14 protein-coding genes and 1 other annotated feature are annotated in these 17,615 nt (G+C 53.0%); of the genes, 4 read left to right on the forward strand and 10 right to left on the reverse strand.

Annotation, left to right across the window (positions count from 1 at the left end; genetic code table 11):
* Positions 1–185: 185 nt before the first annotated feature.
* From ABIE48_RS20960 to ABIE48_RS20975, 4 genes are all read right to left on the reverse strand, one after another.
* Positions 186–431, reverse strand: a complete 246-nt coding sequence (locus tag ABIE48_RS20960) for an HPr family phosphocarrier protein (RefSeq protein WP_076169916.1) — start codon at positions 429–431, stop codon at positions 186–188.
* A gap of 144 nt (positions 432–575) precedes the next feature.
* Entirely contained in the window at positions 576–1,691 is a 1,116-nt protein-coding gene (locus tag ABIE48_RS20965) for an aminopeptidase (protein ID WP_145023692.1), read from the reverse strand.
* A 207-nt stretch (positions 1,692–1,898) separates the two neighbouring features.
* Complete coding sequence (locus ABIE48_RS20970) at positions 1,899–2,720, reverse strand: hypothetical protein (protein ID WP_354519601.1); 822 nt, start codon at positions 2,718–2,720, stop codon at positions 1,899–1,901.
* 136 nt (positions 2,721–2,856) lie between these two features.
* On the reverse strand, positions 2,857–4,842 hold the full coding sequence (locus ABIE48_RS20975) for a sensor domain-containing diguanylate cyclase (RefSeq protein ID WP_192715672.1): 1,986 nt from the start codon (positions 4,840–4,842) through the stop codon (positions 2,857–2,859).
* 477 nt (positions 4,843–5,319) lie between these two features.
* Between ABIE48_RS20975 and rpsD the strand changes: the two genes are divergently transcribed.
* Positions 5,320–5,919, forward strand: coding sequence for a 30S ribosomal protein S4 (gene rpsD / locus ABIE48_RS20980; RefSeq protein ID WP_105444573.1), 600 nt, complete (start codon positions 5,320–5,322; stop codon positions 5,917–5,919).
* Positions 5,920–6,061: 142 nt separating this feature from the next.
* On the opposite strand, the gene tyrS is transcribed toward rpsD, so the two are convergent.
* The gene (gene tyrS, locus ABIE48_RS20985; RefSeq protein ID WP_145023686.1) at positions 6,062–7,315 is read right to left on the reverse strand and encodes a tyrosine--tRNA ligase; all 1,254 of its coding nucleotides are present in this window, start codon (positions 7,313–7,315) and stop codon (positions 6,062–6,064) included.
* 58 nt (positions 7,316–7,373) lie between these two features.
* Positions 7,374–7,638 (reverse strand) — a binding site (T-box leader).
* 148 nt (positions 7,639–7,786) lie between these two features.
* On the opposite strand from tyrS, the gene ABIE48_RS20990 reads away from it, so the two are divergent.
* Entirely contained in the window at positions 7,787–10,903 is a 3,117-nt protein-coding gene (locus ABIE48_RS20990) for a transglycosylase domain-containing protein (protein WP_145023684.1), read from the forward strand.
* Between the two features lie 203 nt (positions 10,904–11,106).
* Here the strand turns inward: ABIE48_RS20990 and acsA are convergent, their stop codons facing one another.
* Entirely contained in the window at positions 11,107–12,831 is a 1,725-nt protein-coding gene (gene acsA, locus ABIE48_RS20995; protein WP_192715673.1) for an acetate--CoA ligase, read from the reverse strand.
* Between the two features lie 283 nt (positions 12,832–13,114).
* Between acsA and ABIE48_RS21000 the strand changes: the two genes are divergently transcribed.
* Positions 13,115–13,747: a GNAT family N-acetyltransferase gene (locus ABIE48_RS21000; RefSeq protein ID WP_089548156.1), complete on the forward strand. Its 633-nt coding sequence runs from the start codon at positions 13,115–13,117 to the stop codon at positions 13,745–13,747.
* A 177-nt stretch (positions 13,748–13,924) separates the two neighbouring features.
* Here ABIE48_RS21000 and ABIE48_RS21005 read toward each other — a convergent pair whose 3' ends face one another.
* The 4 genes from ABIE48_RS21005 to ABIE48_RS21020 all read right to left on the reverse strand — a co-directional run bounded on the left by ABIE48_RS21005 (position 13,925) and on the right by ABIE48_RS21020 (position 16,698).
* Entirely contained in the window at positions 13,925–14,623 is a 699-nt protein-coding gene (locus ABIE48_RS21005; protein ID WP_116229577.1) for a 5'-methylthioadenosine/adenosylhomocysteine nucleosidase, read from the reverse strand.
* Between the two features lie 205 nt (positions 14,624–14,828).
* Positions 14,829–15,842: a catabolite control protein A gene (gene ccpA / locus ABIE48_RS21010; protein WP_076169906.1), complete on the reverse strand. Its 1,014-nt coding sequence runs from the start codon at positions 15,840–15,842 to the stop codon at positions 14,829–14,831.
* Positions 15,843–15,932: 90 nt separating this feature from the next.
* The gene (gene ytxJ / locus ABIE48_RS21015) at positions 15,933–16,280 is read right to left on the reverse strand and encodes a bacillithiol system redox-active protein YtxJ (protein WP_076169905.1); all 348 of its coding nucleotides are present in this window, start codon (positions 16,278–16,280) and stop codon (positions 15,933–15,935) included.
* Positions 16,281–16,392: 112 nt separating this feature from the next.
* A complete protein-coding gene (locus tag ABIE48_RS21020) occupies positions 16,393–16,698 on the reverse strand; it encodes a hypothetical protein (protein WP_145023682.1) in 306 nt (101 codons plus the stop codon).
* Positions 16,699–17,052: 354 nt separating this feature from the next.
* On the opposite strand from ABIE48_RS21020, the gene ABIE48_RS21025 reads away from it, so the two are divergent.
* On the forward strand, positions 17,053–17,577 hold the full coding sequence (locus ABIE48_RS21025; protein ID WP_116231587.1) for a type 1 glutamine amidotransferase domain-containing protein: 525 nt from the start codon (positions 17,053–17,055) through the stop codon (positions 17,575–17,577).
* Positions 17,578–17,615 lie beyond the last annotated feature (38 nt).

Genomic DNA, 17,615 nt, shown 5'->3' on the forward strand with positions numbered 1-17,615 from the left:
AACAGGAAACTCTGGCCCATCGTCCGCAAAGAACCCGGGTTTCAATGCCAAGCGCGGCGCAAAGGGACTCTAAGGGGAAGGCTGGCGGCGGTGCAAGGTTCTAGAATAACCCCGGTAAATATCAAGGTTATGACTTTAAAAAAAGCGCCCTTACTGTTGCCAGCAGGTGCGCTCTTCTTCATCGCTTACTCAGAGACCACGTTGACGTTCAGGCCGTGTTTGGCAAATACTTCCTTCATCGCCGTTTTAGCCTCGTCCGCATCCGGTCCATGAACATGAAGCTCATAGCTTTGGCTGCTTACGAGTGTCGTAAACAGACCGAGGATACTTTTGACATCGATGTACTTGTTTTCCGCTTGAAGTACGATCGAAGAGGTAAATTGGCTTGCCGTTTGAGCGATTTCTACAACAGCTGCGTTGTTACTGGACATAGGATCCCTCCGTAGCTTTTGATATCAAGTATACTATGATTTTACCACTTTTATGATACATTGAATCCGCTTTCTCGCGCAAGGAATTTCTGAAAAGCGCTGAACCTTGGGCCTCACGGGCCGGGTTCCCTTCTTCAGCTATTCCTATTTCAAGTTTTCAGGATTCAGCCCCTGCAGTTCCGGAATGACGAAGATGCCGTCTTTGCGGATCAGCACGTCGTCGAAGTAGATCTCCCCGCCGCCGTAGTCTTCACGCTGAATCAGCACGATATCCCAGTGGATGGAGGAACGGTTGCCGTTATCCGTTACTTCATAGGCTTGACCCGGGGTGAAGTGGATGCTGCCGGCAATTTTTTCGTCGAACAGAATGTCCTTCATCGGGTGCAAAATGTACGGATTAAACCCGATCGCGAATTCGCCGATATAGCGTGCCCCTTCATCCGAGTCCAAAATGTTGTTCAGGCGCTCGGTATCGTTGCTGGTCGCTTCCACGATCTTTCCGTCCTTGAAGGTAAACTTGATATTTTCGAACGAAATGCCGTTGTATACCGTGCTGGTGTTGTAGCTGATCGTACCGTTGACGGAATCACGCACCGGTGCGCTGTATACCTCGCCGTCCGGAATGTTCTTCTCGCCTGCGCATTTTTCGGCGCCGATTCCCTTAATGGAAAAGCTGAGATCGGTGCCCGGGCCGACGATACGGACCTTGTCCGTCTTTCTCATCAGCTCGGCAAGCGGATCCTGCGCTTTATCCATCTTGGCGTAATCGAGGTTGCATACGTCAAAATAGAAGTCCTCAAAGGCTTCTGTGCTCATATTGGCCAACTGGGCCATGCTTGGATTCGGATAACGCAGCACCACCCATTTGGTGTGGTTGACGCGCTGCCCGCTATGTACCGGATGATTGTAGAGCGAATTGAACAGTTTTACCTTTTCGTCAGGAACGTCGGCCAGATCGTTGACGTTCTCTCCGGCGCGGATGCCGATATAGCAGTCCATCTGCTTCATCCGGTTCAGGTCGATGTCCGCCCATGTCTTGAGCATCTCTTCTGTTGCGTTCATCAGCATCGTACGCTGCACCGATTTGTCGGTAATTTGTACGAACGGACGTCCTCCCCGCTTGCCGACTTCATCAATGACGGCCTTCAGCAGGTCGCGCTCCGAGCCGATCATCTCGACAAGGACGTTCTCCCCCGGCTGTACGTTCACGGAATAACCGACGAGGTTTTCCGCCAGTTTTTGAATTCTAGGATCACGCATGACTTATTTCCTCCCCTTGACATAACCTGTTAGCTATTTATTTGAACAAAGGTTAATTCATTCAGACTTATTGTAGCACGCATGGCAAGTCCCGTCAGCATGAGCGCTGCGGATGCAGGCGGAAAGCCCGAAGTCTGCCGGTCGGATGATGACCAAATGAGCAGTCACCTGATCGTTCGGTGCGGAACTTATCGTCACTGGGCGAGCCTAAGGCTGGAATGATACATCATTGACCATCGTCTCCCGCGTCTGCGCACCGTCCAGATTGATATAGTCGATCGCGCTCTCCGAGGTCAGACGAACCGGAAATCCGGACTTGCGGTTAATCGTCAAATGATAGACCGTGCTGACCTGGGCGTCGTTCAGCATCTGCCGCAGCTGTTTGTCCCCCTGATTCCAGAGCGTCTGCAGCTTTTGCTTTTGCCCGGACTGTGCATGGGTGTATCCTGGCTGCTTGCGGAGACCCTCCATTTCCGATTCAAGCTGCTTCGTCAAAAAGTCCTTTGCGCTGGAGCTTTCCAGTTCGATCCGCAGCACTTTGGTGCCGCGGCCAGCGCTGGACTCCACCTTGATGCTTTTGGGAAGCCCATGAATGCCGTCGAGCTGCTGCAGAGGGTTTAACCGGGTTAATGAAGGAGAGTTATCCTCAGGGTTCGCTTCGCTCGACAACCTCACCCATCCCCCGTCCTGCCTGCGGAAATTCGTCACCTTCACGGTTTTCCCGGTGATTCCCCGTGCCTGGAGTCCCGTGGTCTGAACAGCCTCCCCAGTAGGGATTACGCTCTCCATGGTCAGCTGGTCGTGGCCCGTGAGCCTGCCGGTGTAAGCAAAGTTCTGCACCTGCCCCTGATCCTGGGCACGGACCGAAGCCAGGCCGCTAAATGAAAACGAATCGATGCCGGCAAGACCGGTAATCGTCTGGGAAAACCACTCCTCCGGCGATTTCGAGTCCTGAAACATGCCGCAGCCTGTCAAACCGCCGTAAAGGCCGAGCAGCAGCAAGGCGGGAAGTACCATTTTTTTCATCATGGAAAAACTGCCTTTCCGGACAAAATGAACCAAGGTTCATTCTTCGATCATAGGTCCTTTTTGCTTTATAGACTGTCCCCCGCCCGGCCAGTTCATGCAAAAATAAGGCGCCCCCACCCGAGAGCGAGGCCGCCTGCTACATATCGTTCATGTTTTCCATTTGGATTTGGTTGCGTCCGCTGTTCTTCGCCCTGTAGAGGGCCATATCCGCTCTGTAGAACAAGCTGTCTACACTCACCTGCGGGTCCGTCCAGCACCATTCCGCGATTCCGCTTGAAATCGTTACGGACGGGCTTGTCTCCCGGGCGACCCGGCTCCGGATCACTTCTGCGACTTTGACCGCCTGGTGCACCCCTAGCTGCGGCATATACACCGCCAGCTCTTCCCCGCCCCAGCGTGCAGGCACGTCTTCCTCCCGAATGGAGGATTTCACGATATCGCTGACCTGCCTCAGAATGTCGTCCCCTTTCTGGTGGCCGTATGTATCGTTAACCTGTTTGAATTCATCAATGTCTACCACGATCAGAGACCCGCAAAAATCGCTCACTTGATACTGCTGAATCATCTTATCGAGGTAATGGCGGGCGTACATGTCGGTCAGCATGTCCCGGTTGGCCATCCGTCTCAGCTCGGCGTGGAGCAGCGCGTTGCTCACCGACAGGCCGATGTGGCTGGACAAGGTCTGCAGAAGCCGGTAGTTGTCATAGGAAAAATAATGAGGGTTGCGGTGCGTCAGCAGAATCGCCCCCATCACCTTGCCGTTTACGGTCAGCGGTGAAGCGATGAGGGATTGCGAATGCGTGATTTCCATCAGCTTTGAGGGGACTTTGCCGTTCAGCGAATAGTCTGACAGAATTACAGGTTCCTTTTTATGAAAGACAAGTCCGCCGAAGCCGTACTCTGCGTCAAAAGACGAGGCAAGACCGGAAACGTTGGATGCCATGACCTCCAGAACGTCCCGCTCCTCATTGTACTGCAGGAAGCAGCAGTAATCCGCCTGAAAAATATCCAGCATCTCTTCGCTGGCAAACTTGTAGATATCCCCCAGCTTGAGGCTCTGGTTCAGCCGCTGGGTCAATTCGTTAATGAGGCGCAGCTCATGAATCAGCAGGTTCGACTGCTCGTAGAGCTTCGCATTCTCGAACGCGTTCCCCGCTGTGTCGACCACCATGCCGATCAGCTGCAGGTCTAAGTCTTCCCGGAGCTCCCGGGACATCACCAGATGCAGCACCCCATAGACGCCCTGCTTGCCGCCGAGCGGAATGGCGATTTCGGTCTGGCCTTCCATTCCTTCGCCACTGCCATCCTGCATCATGAGCCTTCCATCCATGAAAGACCTGACGCAGATATCCTCGCCCCAGGGATGAAACACGAGCGGTTCTACCCGCGGATTGCGGCTTTGATGGTCCTGGGACATGAGCAGCCTCGCCCGGATGGTGGGGTACAGTACTTCAAGACTGTCCAGAACTTCCGTCAGCACGGTATCGACGTCGATCTGATCATGCATCCGCTGCATGATTTGGAACAGGATGGACCGGCGATTGGCTTCCCGTTCCGTGCTTTCCTGCACCTTCAGAATGTCCGATACGAGGGCGAACTTAAAGCTTTTGTAGAGGCAGGAACGATAATGAAGCGCCATCGCGGCAACGGTGTCTCGGATTCCTTCATCAAAAAAGCGTGCGGGGATTCCGCAGACCAGAAGGCACACCAGCGCATGGTCCCGGCGCGTAAAGACCGGAATAACCGTCGTGACCCAGGAGTTTCCGCGCTCCGCTGGGTCATCAGGATGGACCCAGACTTGTTCCCCGGACTTCAGGCAGCGGCCGATCTCTCCCGTCAAACCGCAGAAAGGTTCCGCAAGGAGAGCTTCATCGCCTTCGATCCACCGCCCCTCGTAATCCGTCACGGCCCACAGGGCTTGTCCGCTTAACGTCAGCGCCTGCCCTTCGGTGCGCCATTGGAGAAAGGCTTCCTGAATCACGTGATCCACATAGGGCAAATCATGAATGGACAAGTCGATCTCCTGCAGCCAGGAAGTAGCCGACTCTGAGGGAAACGCCAGCTCGGTATTCGTCTGAAACAGGCTTTGATGCTTGGTTGTTTCTCGTTGGTGTTCTGACATAGACAGGCGCTCCTTTACACCGTGCCCAGAGGGTGTCTTTCAAGGCACCAATAAAATCACAATCAATCATTGTCATCCTTGCAATATGAAAATCCCCTGACAAAGTCGGGTTATGTCGGATGTGTTATAATAATCATATTCTACTCTGTTCCAAGCAATTTTGCACTCATATTTCAGATATTTGTCCTACTTTTTTAGGACTATAGCCCTATCGACAAAATTAGACTTTTCCAGCAAAATGTCAGGCCTTGACTTTTGCCTACTCTATAATATAAAATCTATTGTTGAAAAAGACTGCAATATAGTCTTGATTTGGGCGTAACGTTGTGTCACCCTCACGTCATTTGTTGCTGACAGGACAGCGGCTGAACTTTCCCGTCAGTTGTGCAGTTCGTACTAGGACGCACAGGTAAACAAATACGGCGCAAATAGAGCCCTACTGTAAATTATTCGAAAAATAAAGGAGTCTACTATAACATGGCACGTTACACAGGTCCAAAGTTCAAATTGAGCCGTCGTCTGGGAATTTCCCTGAGCGGTACTGGTAAAGAATTGAAACGCCCTTTTCCTCCAGGACAACACGGTCCTAACCAACGGAGAAAAATGAGCAACTACGGTATGCAGCTTCAAGAAAAACAAAAATTGCGCCACATGTACGGTTTGGGTGAAAAGCAATTCCGCACGCTGTTCGACAGAGCGCAAAAAATGCAAGGTATTGCCGGCGAAAACTTCATGTTCTTGCTGGAAAGCCGTTTGGACAACCTTGTTTACCGTCTTGGTTTCGCTAACTCCCGTGCAGGAGCGCGCCAATTGGTCGCTCACGGTCACGTGACTGTTAACGGCAAGAAAGTAAACGTTGCTTCCTACCAAGTAAGCACAGGCGACGTGATCGGTCTTCGCGAAAGAAGCCGCAGCCTCTCTTCTATTAAAGAAGCGCTGGAAAACCGTGCGCATCTGCCAGGCTACCTGGAGTACAACGATGGAGCTTTGGAAGGTAAATATATCCGTTTCCCAGAGCGCGCCGAGCTTTCCCAAGACATCGACGAAAGACAAATCGTCGAATTCTACAACCGTTAATATTTGCTGCAACCAAGCCTGGAACTTTATGTTCCGGGCTTTTTTGTTTGTTCTGGATGATAAACAGGGCTGACTGGCAGCCCTGTTTATCATGGTAGTATCCCCCGGCCTCTCCCAGCCTTCTCACGGCTTCTTAAATCTTCTATAGCAGCCGGAGCTTGGCAAATTTGCGTCTTCCCACTTGAACGATATCGCCGTCCCTGACCGCGATCTCCGCATGGGGATCCTCGATTTTCACTTCATTCAGCTTGACCGATCCTTGCTCAATGCTCCTTCTGGCCTCGCTGTTGGAAGAAGCAAATCCGATAAGGGTCAGCAGCCGGACCAGCCGGATGGCCCCTCCCTGCAGCTCGTTTGCGGGGATACCGCGCAGCTCGATATCTTCAGGAAGCGCACGCTGCTGAAAGACGGTGACGAAATGCTGCCGGGCCGCTTCGGCCGCCTCCTGCCCGTGGTACATCCGGACAAAGGCTGCCGCCAGGCTCATTTTGGCATCCCTTGGGTGGATACGGCCGCCTTCCAATCCTTCGCGCAGAATCTGAAGGTCTTCATTCGTTATATCCGTGGCCAGCTCGAAGTATTTCACCATCAGCCCATCCGGCACCGACATCGTTTTACCGAACATTTCGTTCGGTGCGTCATCGATTCCGATGTAGTTGCCAAGGCTTTTGCTCATCTTCTGCACGCCATCCAGCCCTTCCAGCAGCGGAAGCGTGATCGCCACCTGCGGTTCTGCCCCGTATTCCTTCTGCAAGGTGCGGCCCATCATGAGATTAAACGTCTGATCCGTACCACCGAGCTCGATGTCCGTCTCCAGCGCCACCGAATCCATGCCCTGCATCAGCGGGTAGAAAAACTCGTGAATGCTGATCGGGAGCCCGCCGGCATACCGTTTGGAAAAATCGTCTCGCTCCAGCATCCGGGCTACCGTCACTTTGGAACCGAGCCCGATCACGTCGGCAAAGGTCATCGGGCCGAGCCATTCGGAGTTGTAGTATACCTTCGCTTTGTCCGGGCTTAATATTTTGAACGCCTGTTCCTGGTACGTTTCCGCATTCAGCTTCACGTCCTCTTCCGTAAGCTGTCTGCGCGTTTCCGATTTCCCGGTCGGGTCGCCGATCCGGCCCGTGAAATCTCCGATGATCAGCTGCACCTCATGGCCCAGCTCCTGAAACTGCCGCAGCTTGTGCAGCACTACCGTGTGCCCCATATGAATGTCCGGAGCGGATGGATCAAGACCCAGCTTTACCTTGAGCGGCCGTCCTTGCACAACCGACCGGATCACCTTGCGTTCCAGCTCTTCGTTCGGCAGGATTTCGACCGTCCCCCTCCTGATGACAGCCAGTTGGCGTTCAACCTCTTCCTTCTGGGCCGGCATAAGTTGTTCCCAGTTCATCGTCATCAACCTCTCTCTGATCCGTTTAGAATGTACAGCAAAAAGGCTCCTTCTCGTCCCAAGGGACGAGAAGGAGCCTGCTCGCGTTACCACCCTAATTAAAGCAGCCGTTTCGGGGACGACCCCCTTCCACCCACTGCTTTCACTTCATTACGATAACGGACTGCCAGGTCCGGTGCCAGACTACTTGCGCTCCTGGTGACGCGCGTTCCTCCAGACGGCTCAAGACGGTAATTCAAAGGGAGAGGCTGCCGGTTTGCACCACCCACCGGCTCTCTGATCAGCCCAGGCTCCCTTCTACTGGAGTCTTTCTTTGCCTTTTGACGATATGTTCTTTTTGGATTAAACCTATTTATACCACACACCCGAAAAAAGTCAATGATTGCCATCCATTTGGCCACGATTCGATCTCTGCATTCAAAATACGCAATTTATGCTATAATAGTTCCGTCAAAAGGAGGATAGCCACGAATGGTTGAAGATAACAAACAAAAGCCGGAAGAGCAGACCGCTCCGAAAAAACGGTCCTACGGCCGCATCATCGGCCTTACCGCGATGTGGACGCTGGTCGTTATCGTTATGGGAGCGCTGTTCGCCGGCGGTACGGCAGCCGGGTACCTCACTTCCATCGTGAAGGATGATCCGGTCCGTTCCAGGGCATTGATTGACCAGAAGATGAGCGAGAACTCCATTACGGGATTCGCCTACTTCCGTGACGGCACCCCCATCGGACAGCTTCGGACCGATGAGGACAGACGCCCCGTGGAGTATAAGCAGATACCGCCCATCGTCATCGACGCCGTCGTATCGATTGAAGACAATAACTTTTTTACACATAAGGGTGTTGACATCAAGGGCACGCTCCGTGCCGTCAAACAGAAGCTTCTGCATGAATCCGTTCAGACCGGAGGAAGCACGCTCACCCAGCAGCTGGCCAGACGCGTATTCCTGAACCTGGACAAAACGGAAGACCGGAAGTTCAAGGAAATTTTGCTCGCGCTCCGGCTGGAGCGGTTTATGACGAAAGAAGAAATTATAACGGCATACTTAAACAAGGTTCCGTTCGGCAACGGATCCAGCGGCTACAATCTGTACGGTATTCAGGCCGCAGCCAAAGGCATTTTTAATATTAGTGATCTCAGTAAATTGAACGTCGCCGAGGCGGCTTATTTGGCCGGTCTTCCTCAGCTGCCTTCCAGATATTCGGCCTTCAATGGAAAAGGCGAGTTTAACGAAGCCAACTTTAAGCGCGCCATCGACCGGCAGCATCTGGTGCTCCGGCGGATGCTTGAAGAGAACAAAATCACGGAAGCCCAGTATAAGGAAGCGCTCGCTTTCGACATTCGCAAGCAGCTGGCTCCCCATGTGGAGAAGGCATACGCCACCTTCCCTTATCTGATGATGGAAACGGAACGCCAAGGCGCCCAAATCATCATGCAGCTGAATGAGCAGGCGGAAGGCAAGGTTCCTGGGGACGATGCGAAGCAGGACGGCGACCTGCTTGAAGAAGCCCGGCAGCAGCTCAGCACGGGCGGGTATCGGATCTATACCACGATTGATAAAAAGGTGTACAATTCGATGCATAAAATCGCCGAGGATGACAGCAACTTCTCCCCTGACAGCAAGACCAAGGGGGCCGAGCAAACGGCGGCAATGATGATCAACAACAAGACCGGCGCCATTCTCGGCATGATCGAGGGCCGCGATTTTAACAAAGAACAGATGAACTATGCGACCCAGATGATCCGCCAGCCGGGATCGACGATGAAGCCGATTGCGGCTTACCTGCCGGCGATAGAATCAGGGGCCATACAGCCGGCAAGCGTGGTTGACGACTCCCCGATTATTTTGCCGGACGGACAGAAAGGGTATCATATTCCCAAAAACTCAACTACGGGATATAAAGGATTGATGACGGCGCGCTCCGCGCTCAACAATTCCGTGAATACGGTCGCGCTTAAACTGTACAACAACATTGTCGGAATCCAGAACGCCTGGAGCTTTGCCAAGAAGCTCGGGATCACGACTCTGGAACCGGATGACTATACTGCAAGGACCGGCGTGCTGGGCGGCCTCGTTCATGGTGTGACGGTTGAAGAGCTGACCAATGCTTACAGCGCTATTGCGAACAACGGCCAGTTTAACGACGCCTACATGATCGAGAAAATCACCGACTCCAAAGGCAACATCGTGTATCAGCACGAAGCCAAGCCGGTGCAGGCTTTTTCCAAGCAGACGGCCTATCTGATGACCGACATGCTGCGGACCGTCATCACCGAAGGAACCGGCGATGTCGTCCGCAAAAATTACAAGCATTTTAAAACCGTGCCGATCGTCGGCAAAACGGGTACGACCCAGAATTACGGCGACGTCTGGTTTATGGGCTATTCCCCTGACGTGACGCTCGGGGTCTGGGCAGGCTATAAGGAACAAAAGAACACCTTGACCACCAAGGCGGCGAAGAAACGCGCCCAGTCGATCTGGACCCTCGTGATGAACGAGGTGATCGACAGAGAACCGGAGCTGTTCAAGACTTCGAAGTTCGATAAACCGGACGGCATCGTAACCAAGACGGTGTCCGCCTACAGCGGCAAATTGCCGACATCGCTCACGGACCGGTTCGTGACCGACATTTTCAACAGCAAATACGTTCCGACGGAAAGCGACGACGGCATCGCCAAAGAGAAGTACATTACCTATAACGGCGTAAACTATATCCCGCAGGATGGTACGCCGGATGACATGCTCAAGGAGAAGGTCGTCGTCAAACGGGAAAAGCCGATTTCCGAGCTGATCAAAGAGCTGGAGAACGCGTTTGCCAAAATGAAGGGCGGCCACAATGCGCTGTCTTACTACATCCCGAGGGATGCCAACAGCGACATGCCGACCAAGATCGATCCGCGGGTGGACGACGGCGCCGCACCGGCTGCCCCATCGAACGCTTCGATCTCGTGGAACGGCAGCAAGGCCGTCATCTCCTTCAGCCCTACCGGACAATCCGATGTCGTCGGCTACCGGCTGTACCGCTCGGATAACGGTGGCTCCTACCGGAGACAGGCCAGCCTCCTCGTCGGAGAAGGGTCATCCTTTACCAGCGCTGCGAGCGGCGGATCCAGCTTCTATGTCACGGCCGTCGACGTGGCCGGCAAAGAGTCCGCACCGAGCATGACCGTCGGCCTGGGCGGCGGATTGACCAACATTATCGGAGGCACGGACGATCCGTCCGGGGAACAAGGACAAAACGATGGGCAAGACAATCCGGACGGCGGTATGGCATCTGGAGAGACACCGGGAACGGAACAGGCGCCTCAGACGGCCCCAGCCGCTCCTAGCGGGCTTCAAATGGCTGCTACGGAGACCGGAATCCAATTCCAGTGGACCGCCGCAGGAGCCCAGGAAATGGTCACAGAGTACGATGTTTATTACAGTACAAATCCGAACGGTCCGTATGTTAAATTAGGCACCAGCACGGAGCCTGGCTTATCGTACACCACATCGACTCCAATCAAAGGTTACTTCTTCGTATCTGCAGTAAATAGCGCAGGCGAATCGCCAAAATCGCCGGGCGCCTACTTTGAGAAAAAGTAATGGACCTGGCAAGCAGTTACAGCATCACAAGAGGCAATCCCGGTATGGGATTGCCTCTTGTATTGTATAGAGCGGTTTATCCGAATAATCGGGATAACGAAAACAGCCGGCTGTCAGGGTATAACCCTGGGCAACCGGCTGTTCTTTATTCTGTTTACGGCGTTATCCCTTACCGTTAGCAAAAATAACGCTAGATTCAGTGCTTAGTCTTCAATTGTGGACAAATCGCCTGTCGGAAGGTTTAACTCCCACGCCTTCAGCACGCGCCGCATAATTTTACCGGAACGCGTCTTCGGCAGTTTATCCTTGAACTCAATTTCGCGCGGTGCAGCATGGGCCGATAATCCCTCTTTGACGAAGCGGTAGATCTCGTCCTTAAGCTCCTGCGACTCGGTGTAACCTTCGCGAAGCGAAATAAACGCCTTGATGATTTCGCCTCTCGTCGCATCCGGCTTGCCGATGACGCCGGCTTCTGCAACCGCCGGGTGCTCGACAAGCTTGCTCTCGACTTCGAACGGTCCGATCCGCTCACCGGACGAGTTGATGACATCGTCGATCCGGCCCTGGAACCAGAAATAACCTTCTTCGTCCATGTATGCCGAGTCCCCGGAAATATACCAGCCGGGAATTCTGAAATACTCCTGATACTTGGCCGGGTTTTTCCAAATCTGGTTCATCATCGACGGCCAAGGGACCTTGATGGCCAGATTGCCCATCGTATATGGAGCCACTTCCTTGCCGTTATCGTCCAGGATAGCGGCCTCGATCCCTGGAAGCGGGCGTCCCATGGAGCCAGGCTTGATGGCCATGGAAGGATAGTTACAGATCAGCTGCCCGCCCGTTTCGGTCATCCACCATGTATCGTGAATGCGCTGCCCGTATACCTTCTCGCCCCAGCGGACGACTTCAGGGTTCAGCGGCTCGCCAACGGACAGAACGTGGCGGAGGCTGCTGAGGTCAAACTGGGAGATCACATCGGCCCCGGCCCCCATCAGCATCCGGAAAGCGGTCGGTGCGCTGTACCACACCGTGACTTTGTATTTATCAATCGTGCCGTACCAATCCTGCGGACTGAAGCGTCCGCCGCGGATGACATTGGTTACCCCGTTCAGCCATGGGGCAAAAATGCCGTACGATGTCCCTGTTACCCAGCCCGGGTCAGCCGTACACCAATAGGTATCGTCTTCCCGAAGATCAAGGACGATCCGCCCCGTATAGTAATGCTGAATCATCGCATTCTGAACGTGGTATACGCCCTTCGGCTTGCCGGTGGAACCGGAAGTATAATGAATAATCAATCCGTCGCTGCGGTCCAGCCATTCGATCTGCAGGTCCGCAGGCGCTTCGTTCATTTCCTGCTTATAATCAATAATGCTGTCGTCCGTCTGTACATTGTCGCCAACGACGAAAATATGCTTCAAGTCGGGAAGCTCATCCTTCTTGACGCGCCCAAGCAGCTGCGGCGTCGTAATCAGGGCGACAGCCCCGCTGTCTTCGAGCCGATCCTTGACGGCCGTCTCCATAAACGCTTCAAAGAGCGGTCCAACGACGGCTCCCACTTTCAAAATACCCATGAGGGAGAAATAAAGCTCCGGACTCCGCGGCATAAAAATAAACACCCGGTCTCCCTTACCGATACCGTATTTGCGCAGCACGTTACCGAATTTGTCGGACTGCTCCTTCATCTCCGCAAAGGTATATGACTCGTCACGGGAAGCATCGCTGTACAGGAGCGCCGTCTTCGATCCGCGTCCTTCCGCCACATGGCGGTCAATTGCCTCGTAAGCCATATTTACCTTGCCTGTGTCATACCAGGTGAAATGTTTCTCCACATCTTCCCATTGAAACTCGGAACGAGCCTGTTCATAATCGCCCATATTGGATGATGAAACCACGCTCGGCAAGATTTCATTGTGAATTTGATCCATACTTTCATCCTCCCTCTGTTCTCCCATGCTAGGGCAGCGCTTACAATCTTGTATGAGTTCATGCCAATAGATTGACACCATACACATCATGACTTGATTTACGAGAGTTTTGAATGATTGCTGAAAGGGTATAGCATACAGGTTAAGCACTTACGGAAACAGCAAAAAATGTGACTAATTTATGTCAGAGATATTATAGCACAGGATGTATGCCCCTGCCATTCCCTTTTCATTTATTTGTTTTTTTGCTATAAGTAGGTTAGAAGCAGAAAGGAGCGTCCAGATGGAACACCTCAAACTGTATCATGTCCATCCGCTGTCCCGCGAGGACCGCTGCCTGATTGTCGAAGGTCCCGTACCGCCGGGAAGGCTCGCGGAGCTTACGATGCATCCGGATCTCGACGCTTTCCGCAGGCCGGCCGAGCAGCACAAGGCGTTGATCGAAATCGCCGGCCTTCCGGAAGGGAGAATCATCATTACCCGGGATGAAAACGTGATCGTCGGCTATGTCACCTTCCATTACCCGGACGAGCAGGAACGCTGGTCGCAGGGCCATATGGCCGACCTGATCGAGCTGGGAGCGATTGAGGTGGCCAACAGCTACCGTTCGCTGGGACTCGGGCAGAAAATGATCACAACCGCTTTTGAAGGCGGCCAAATGGAGCCCTACATTGTCTTTACGACCGAGTACTATTGGCATTGGGACCTCAAATCCAGCGGCCTCAGCGTATGGGACTATCGCAAAATGATGGAGCGGCTGATGAAAGTCGTGGACATGGTATGGTACGCCACCGACGATCCGGAGATCTGTTCCCATCCGGCCAACTGCCTTATGGTCCGCATCGGCCGGGACGTTCCGCTATCCTCCAAGGAACAGTTTGACCGGATCCGTTTCCAGCAGCGATTTATGTATTAACAATATACACAATGTTTCGGAGATGGCCTTTGCCATATGCCGGACAAGCCGAAAAAATCCCCGGTCTCCCGGAAGAGGGACGAAGCGAGCCGATCATCGTGCGGCTCCATCCTCTCTTCAAGGGACTGGGGATTTTTAGTTAGATTCCAATCGTTTCGATGCTTGTCGAGACGCCGACTACAACCGCTGCACCATGTAATCCAGAATCGCATGGGAGCGGCGTGACGACGCTACCGTAAATTCAGCAAAATTGGCATGTGCCGAACCGTCGGCCTTGTCGGACATCGACCGGATCACAACAAACGGCACGCCGTTCATATAGCAGACTTGAGCTACGGCAGAGCCTTCCATTTCGACGCAGGCTCCTTCCATATGCTCATAAAACCAGGCTACCTGATCGACGTTCGCGATAAACTGGTCCCCTGAGAGAACCCGTCCCACCTTGCAGTTGACCTCTCCGAGAGCCTGGCAAGCTTCCTGCGCCAAAGCGATGAGACTTGCGTCCGCCTTGAACTCCGATACTTCCTGGTAAGGGATTACGCCACGTGCATATCCGAGCGGGCTGACATCCATATCATGCTGCACGCAGTCCGACGAAATGACGATATCGCCGATGTTCAGTTCCGGATGAACGGCTCCGGCCACACCGGTAAACAGCACTTTGCCGACGCCAAACTGGTCGATCAAAATTTGCGTCGTTACCGCCGCATTGACTTTGCCCACGCCGGATTTGCAAACGATAACCGGCTTGCCTCTGTATGTACCCCGGGCATATTTGACGCCCGCTTTCGTGACCGTCTCCGCCCCTTCCATCCCGGCAAGAAGCAGTTCCACTTCCTCATCCATGGCTCCGATGATTCCTATCATTTCTGGCATGTCATCTCCAATCCTTTCAAGCGGTCAGTTCTCGATGATGCTGGCTTGTGCAAAAATATGATTTCGGACGATAAGGCCTTCATTGGCTATGAAAACAGGCACATGGCTGCATCGTATCTGTTAAGAGCCGCACATCCCAAAAAAAGCTCCCTGAAGGAGCTTTTTTCACGAGTATTCAACCTTTTTCATATTTGGATATGTCTATTTATTCCTCGTTCACATGACTTACGGAGAGCCGCAAAATCGTTTCGTGAGGAAGAATGACCCGAGGGTTGTCCACATTTTCTTTCTTCATCAGCTTGGTCAAGAGACGCATCGCTACCGCACCCAAATCGTACATCGGCTGCGCTACAGTCGTCAGCTGCGGACGAACCATCGAAGCCATGCGGATGTTATCCACACTGATGATCGAGAAGTCATCGGGAACCTTCAGACCTTCGTCTTGAATGCTGTGAATAGCGCCGATCGCCATCTCGTCAGTGGCCGCAAAGATCGCCGTAGGCTTCTTCTTCAGCCCGAGGAAATACTTCATCGCTTCCACACCGGATTCGTACCGGTAGTTGCCGATGCGAACCAGGTCTTCCTGATACTCGATGCCGGCAGCTTCCAGCGCTCTCTTGTAGCCTTGGAAACGGGCATAGCCGTTCGCCGGGTCCTGGAGCGTTCCGCTGATCATGGCGATGTCCCGGTGACCGTGACGAATCAGCGTATTTACTGCGTCAAAGGCGGCCGCCTCATGATCGATATCCACGGAAGGATAAATGCCGTTCTCGTCACGGGTCGCACAGAGCACGATCGGCACAGCCGATGTCTGGAAGGCCTGAATATGCTCGTCCGTTACGGTTCCGCCCATGAAGAGCAGCCCGTCCACCTGCTTCTCAAGCAGCGTGTTGATGACGCGAATTTCCTTGTCTTTTCTCTTGTCAGCGTTACACAAAATGATATTGTAGTGGTACATGTTGGCGATATCTTCGATACCCCGGGCGATCTCCGCAAAAATGGAGTTGGATATGTCCGGAATCACGACACCCACGGTTGTCGTTTTCTTGCTGGCAAGTCCTCTTGCCACCGCGTTCGGACGATATCCTAAACGTTCAATTGCTTCATATACTTTCTTCCGGGTCTGAGGCTTCACGTTCGGATTGTTGTTGACAACCCGCGATACCGTGGCCATCGATACGCCTGCTTCACGCGCCACATCGTAAATGGTTACCGTCAAATTCCTTCTCTCCATTGCAAATAAATTTTCATTCGTCAACCCATTAAACTCAATGATACGACAAAATTTTGCATTGTGCAATGATTACACTTACAGCTGTTGCAAATGCTCTTTAATCACTTCAGAAGTAATATGAGAATGAGACGTATGCCAGATGGGCGCCTGATTTTGAACCAGAATAACCTGAGGCGATTCATGCTGCACCCCAAGACGATCCGCCGCTTCCATCGATACCGGACGGTCTTCGACAACATGGATCAGACCATACTGTACGGCTTCATTCGGCTGATCTTCCAAGTAAGACATCATTTCCCGATACGCACCGGCGCTGATCGGGCAGCGTGTACTATGCTTAAACAGCAGCAGAGGCTTATCTGTGGAGGCTTCCAATGCGGATTGCAGCTGATCGCTAGTAGTCAGTTTAGTCATTGTCGCCATTTGATATACATCCCCTTTTTTCGATTCAAATCCTGAATCTATCGTATCAAAAAGCTCGTGAAAAATCCAACATACCTAGCGAAAAACCCGAAAAAATGCAGTAAAACGTAAATCAGGCGTAAAATTGGTTCAATTCAGGCAGCATCGCCGACAGCTGGGACAGCCGCTCCCGGATATTTTCCACCCACTCGTGGTCCTCCGTCTGTTCGGCAAAGCCGTATAAGTCCAGAAGCAGGTTGATACGGTCCCTGACCTCGGTTTCAATCTGCAGCTCCAAATCTTCGCGGGACAGGCTGTCGGGACGCAGGAACACCTCGCGAACCATTCCTGCCAGCTCATGGTGGTCTGCCAAAGAAAAGCTTCGACGGGAAGGACGCTCCCCGAGCGTCTCGACGCATTTCTTCAGCACCGGTCTCATGCATGGCAGCAGCTCATAGTTCGAACAATCGTCACAAGCAAGCACTGGAACATGCCGTATGATTACATTACGGGTATACATCACCGTGCGTAGGTCAAGTCTAAGGACTTCCCCACATTTACATTTTGATCCCATATTTCCACCCCATATATCTTTTTACATCTTTATATAGTCATTGTAAAAAATCGTCGTTCCCCTTCGTATTCGCCCTGCCCGCGCTGGATTCCTTCCTCTCTAGCCCACCTGTTTTATTTACCAAACGGCCCATCCCTTTCTTGTAAAGCATGATTGTTCTATTCATTTTTGTTACACTGGAAACATAGGGACATTTACTCAGGAGGGAGCATGCTGAACATGAGATTAGCCGGAAAGAAGGTCATTGCGCTCGTCGATGACCAGTTTGAAGACTTGGAGCTGTGGTATCCCGTATACCGGGTGAGGGAGGAAGGCGCCGAGGTGCACCTGGTCGGGGACAAGAAGGGACATACCTACATCGGCAAATATGGCGTTCCTGCCGTATCGGACTATTCGTTTGAAGAAGTGGACAGCCGGGATTACGACGGCATACTGGTGCCCGGCGGCTGGGCGCCGGACAAGCTGCGCCGCTACGGAAAGGTGCTGCAGCTGGTGCGGGAAATGCACGAGGACCGCAAGCCGATCGGGCAAATCTGCCATGCAGGCTGGGTGCTGGTCTCGGCTAAAATTTTGCAGGGCGTTACCGTGACCTCCACTCCGGGCATCCGGGACGACATGGAGAACGCCGGCGCGATCTGGAAGGACGAGGCGGTCGTCACTGACGGACATATCGTGTCCGCCCGCCGCCCGCCGGATCTTCCGCCTTACGGCAAAGCCTTTTGCGATGCGCTTGCGGGGCAATAAGCAGCAGGCCATAGGCAGTCAGCTTGGTCAAAAAAAAG

This window comes from Paenibacillus sp. OAE614 (assembly GCF_040546645.1).
GTDB lineage: Bacteria > Bacillota > Bacilli > Paenibacillales > Paenibacillaceae > Paenibacillus_AQ > Paenibacillus_AQ favisporus.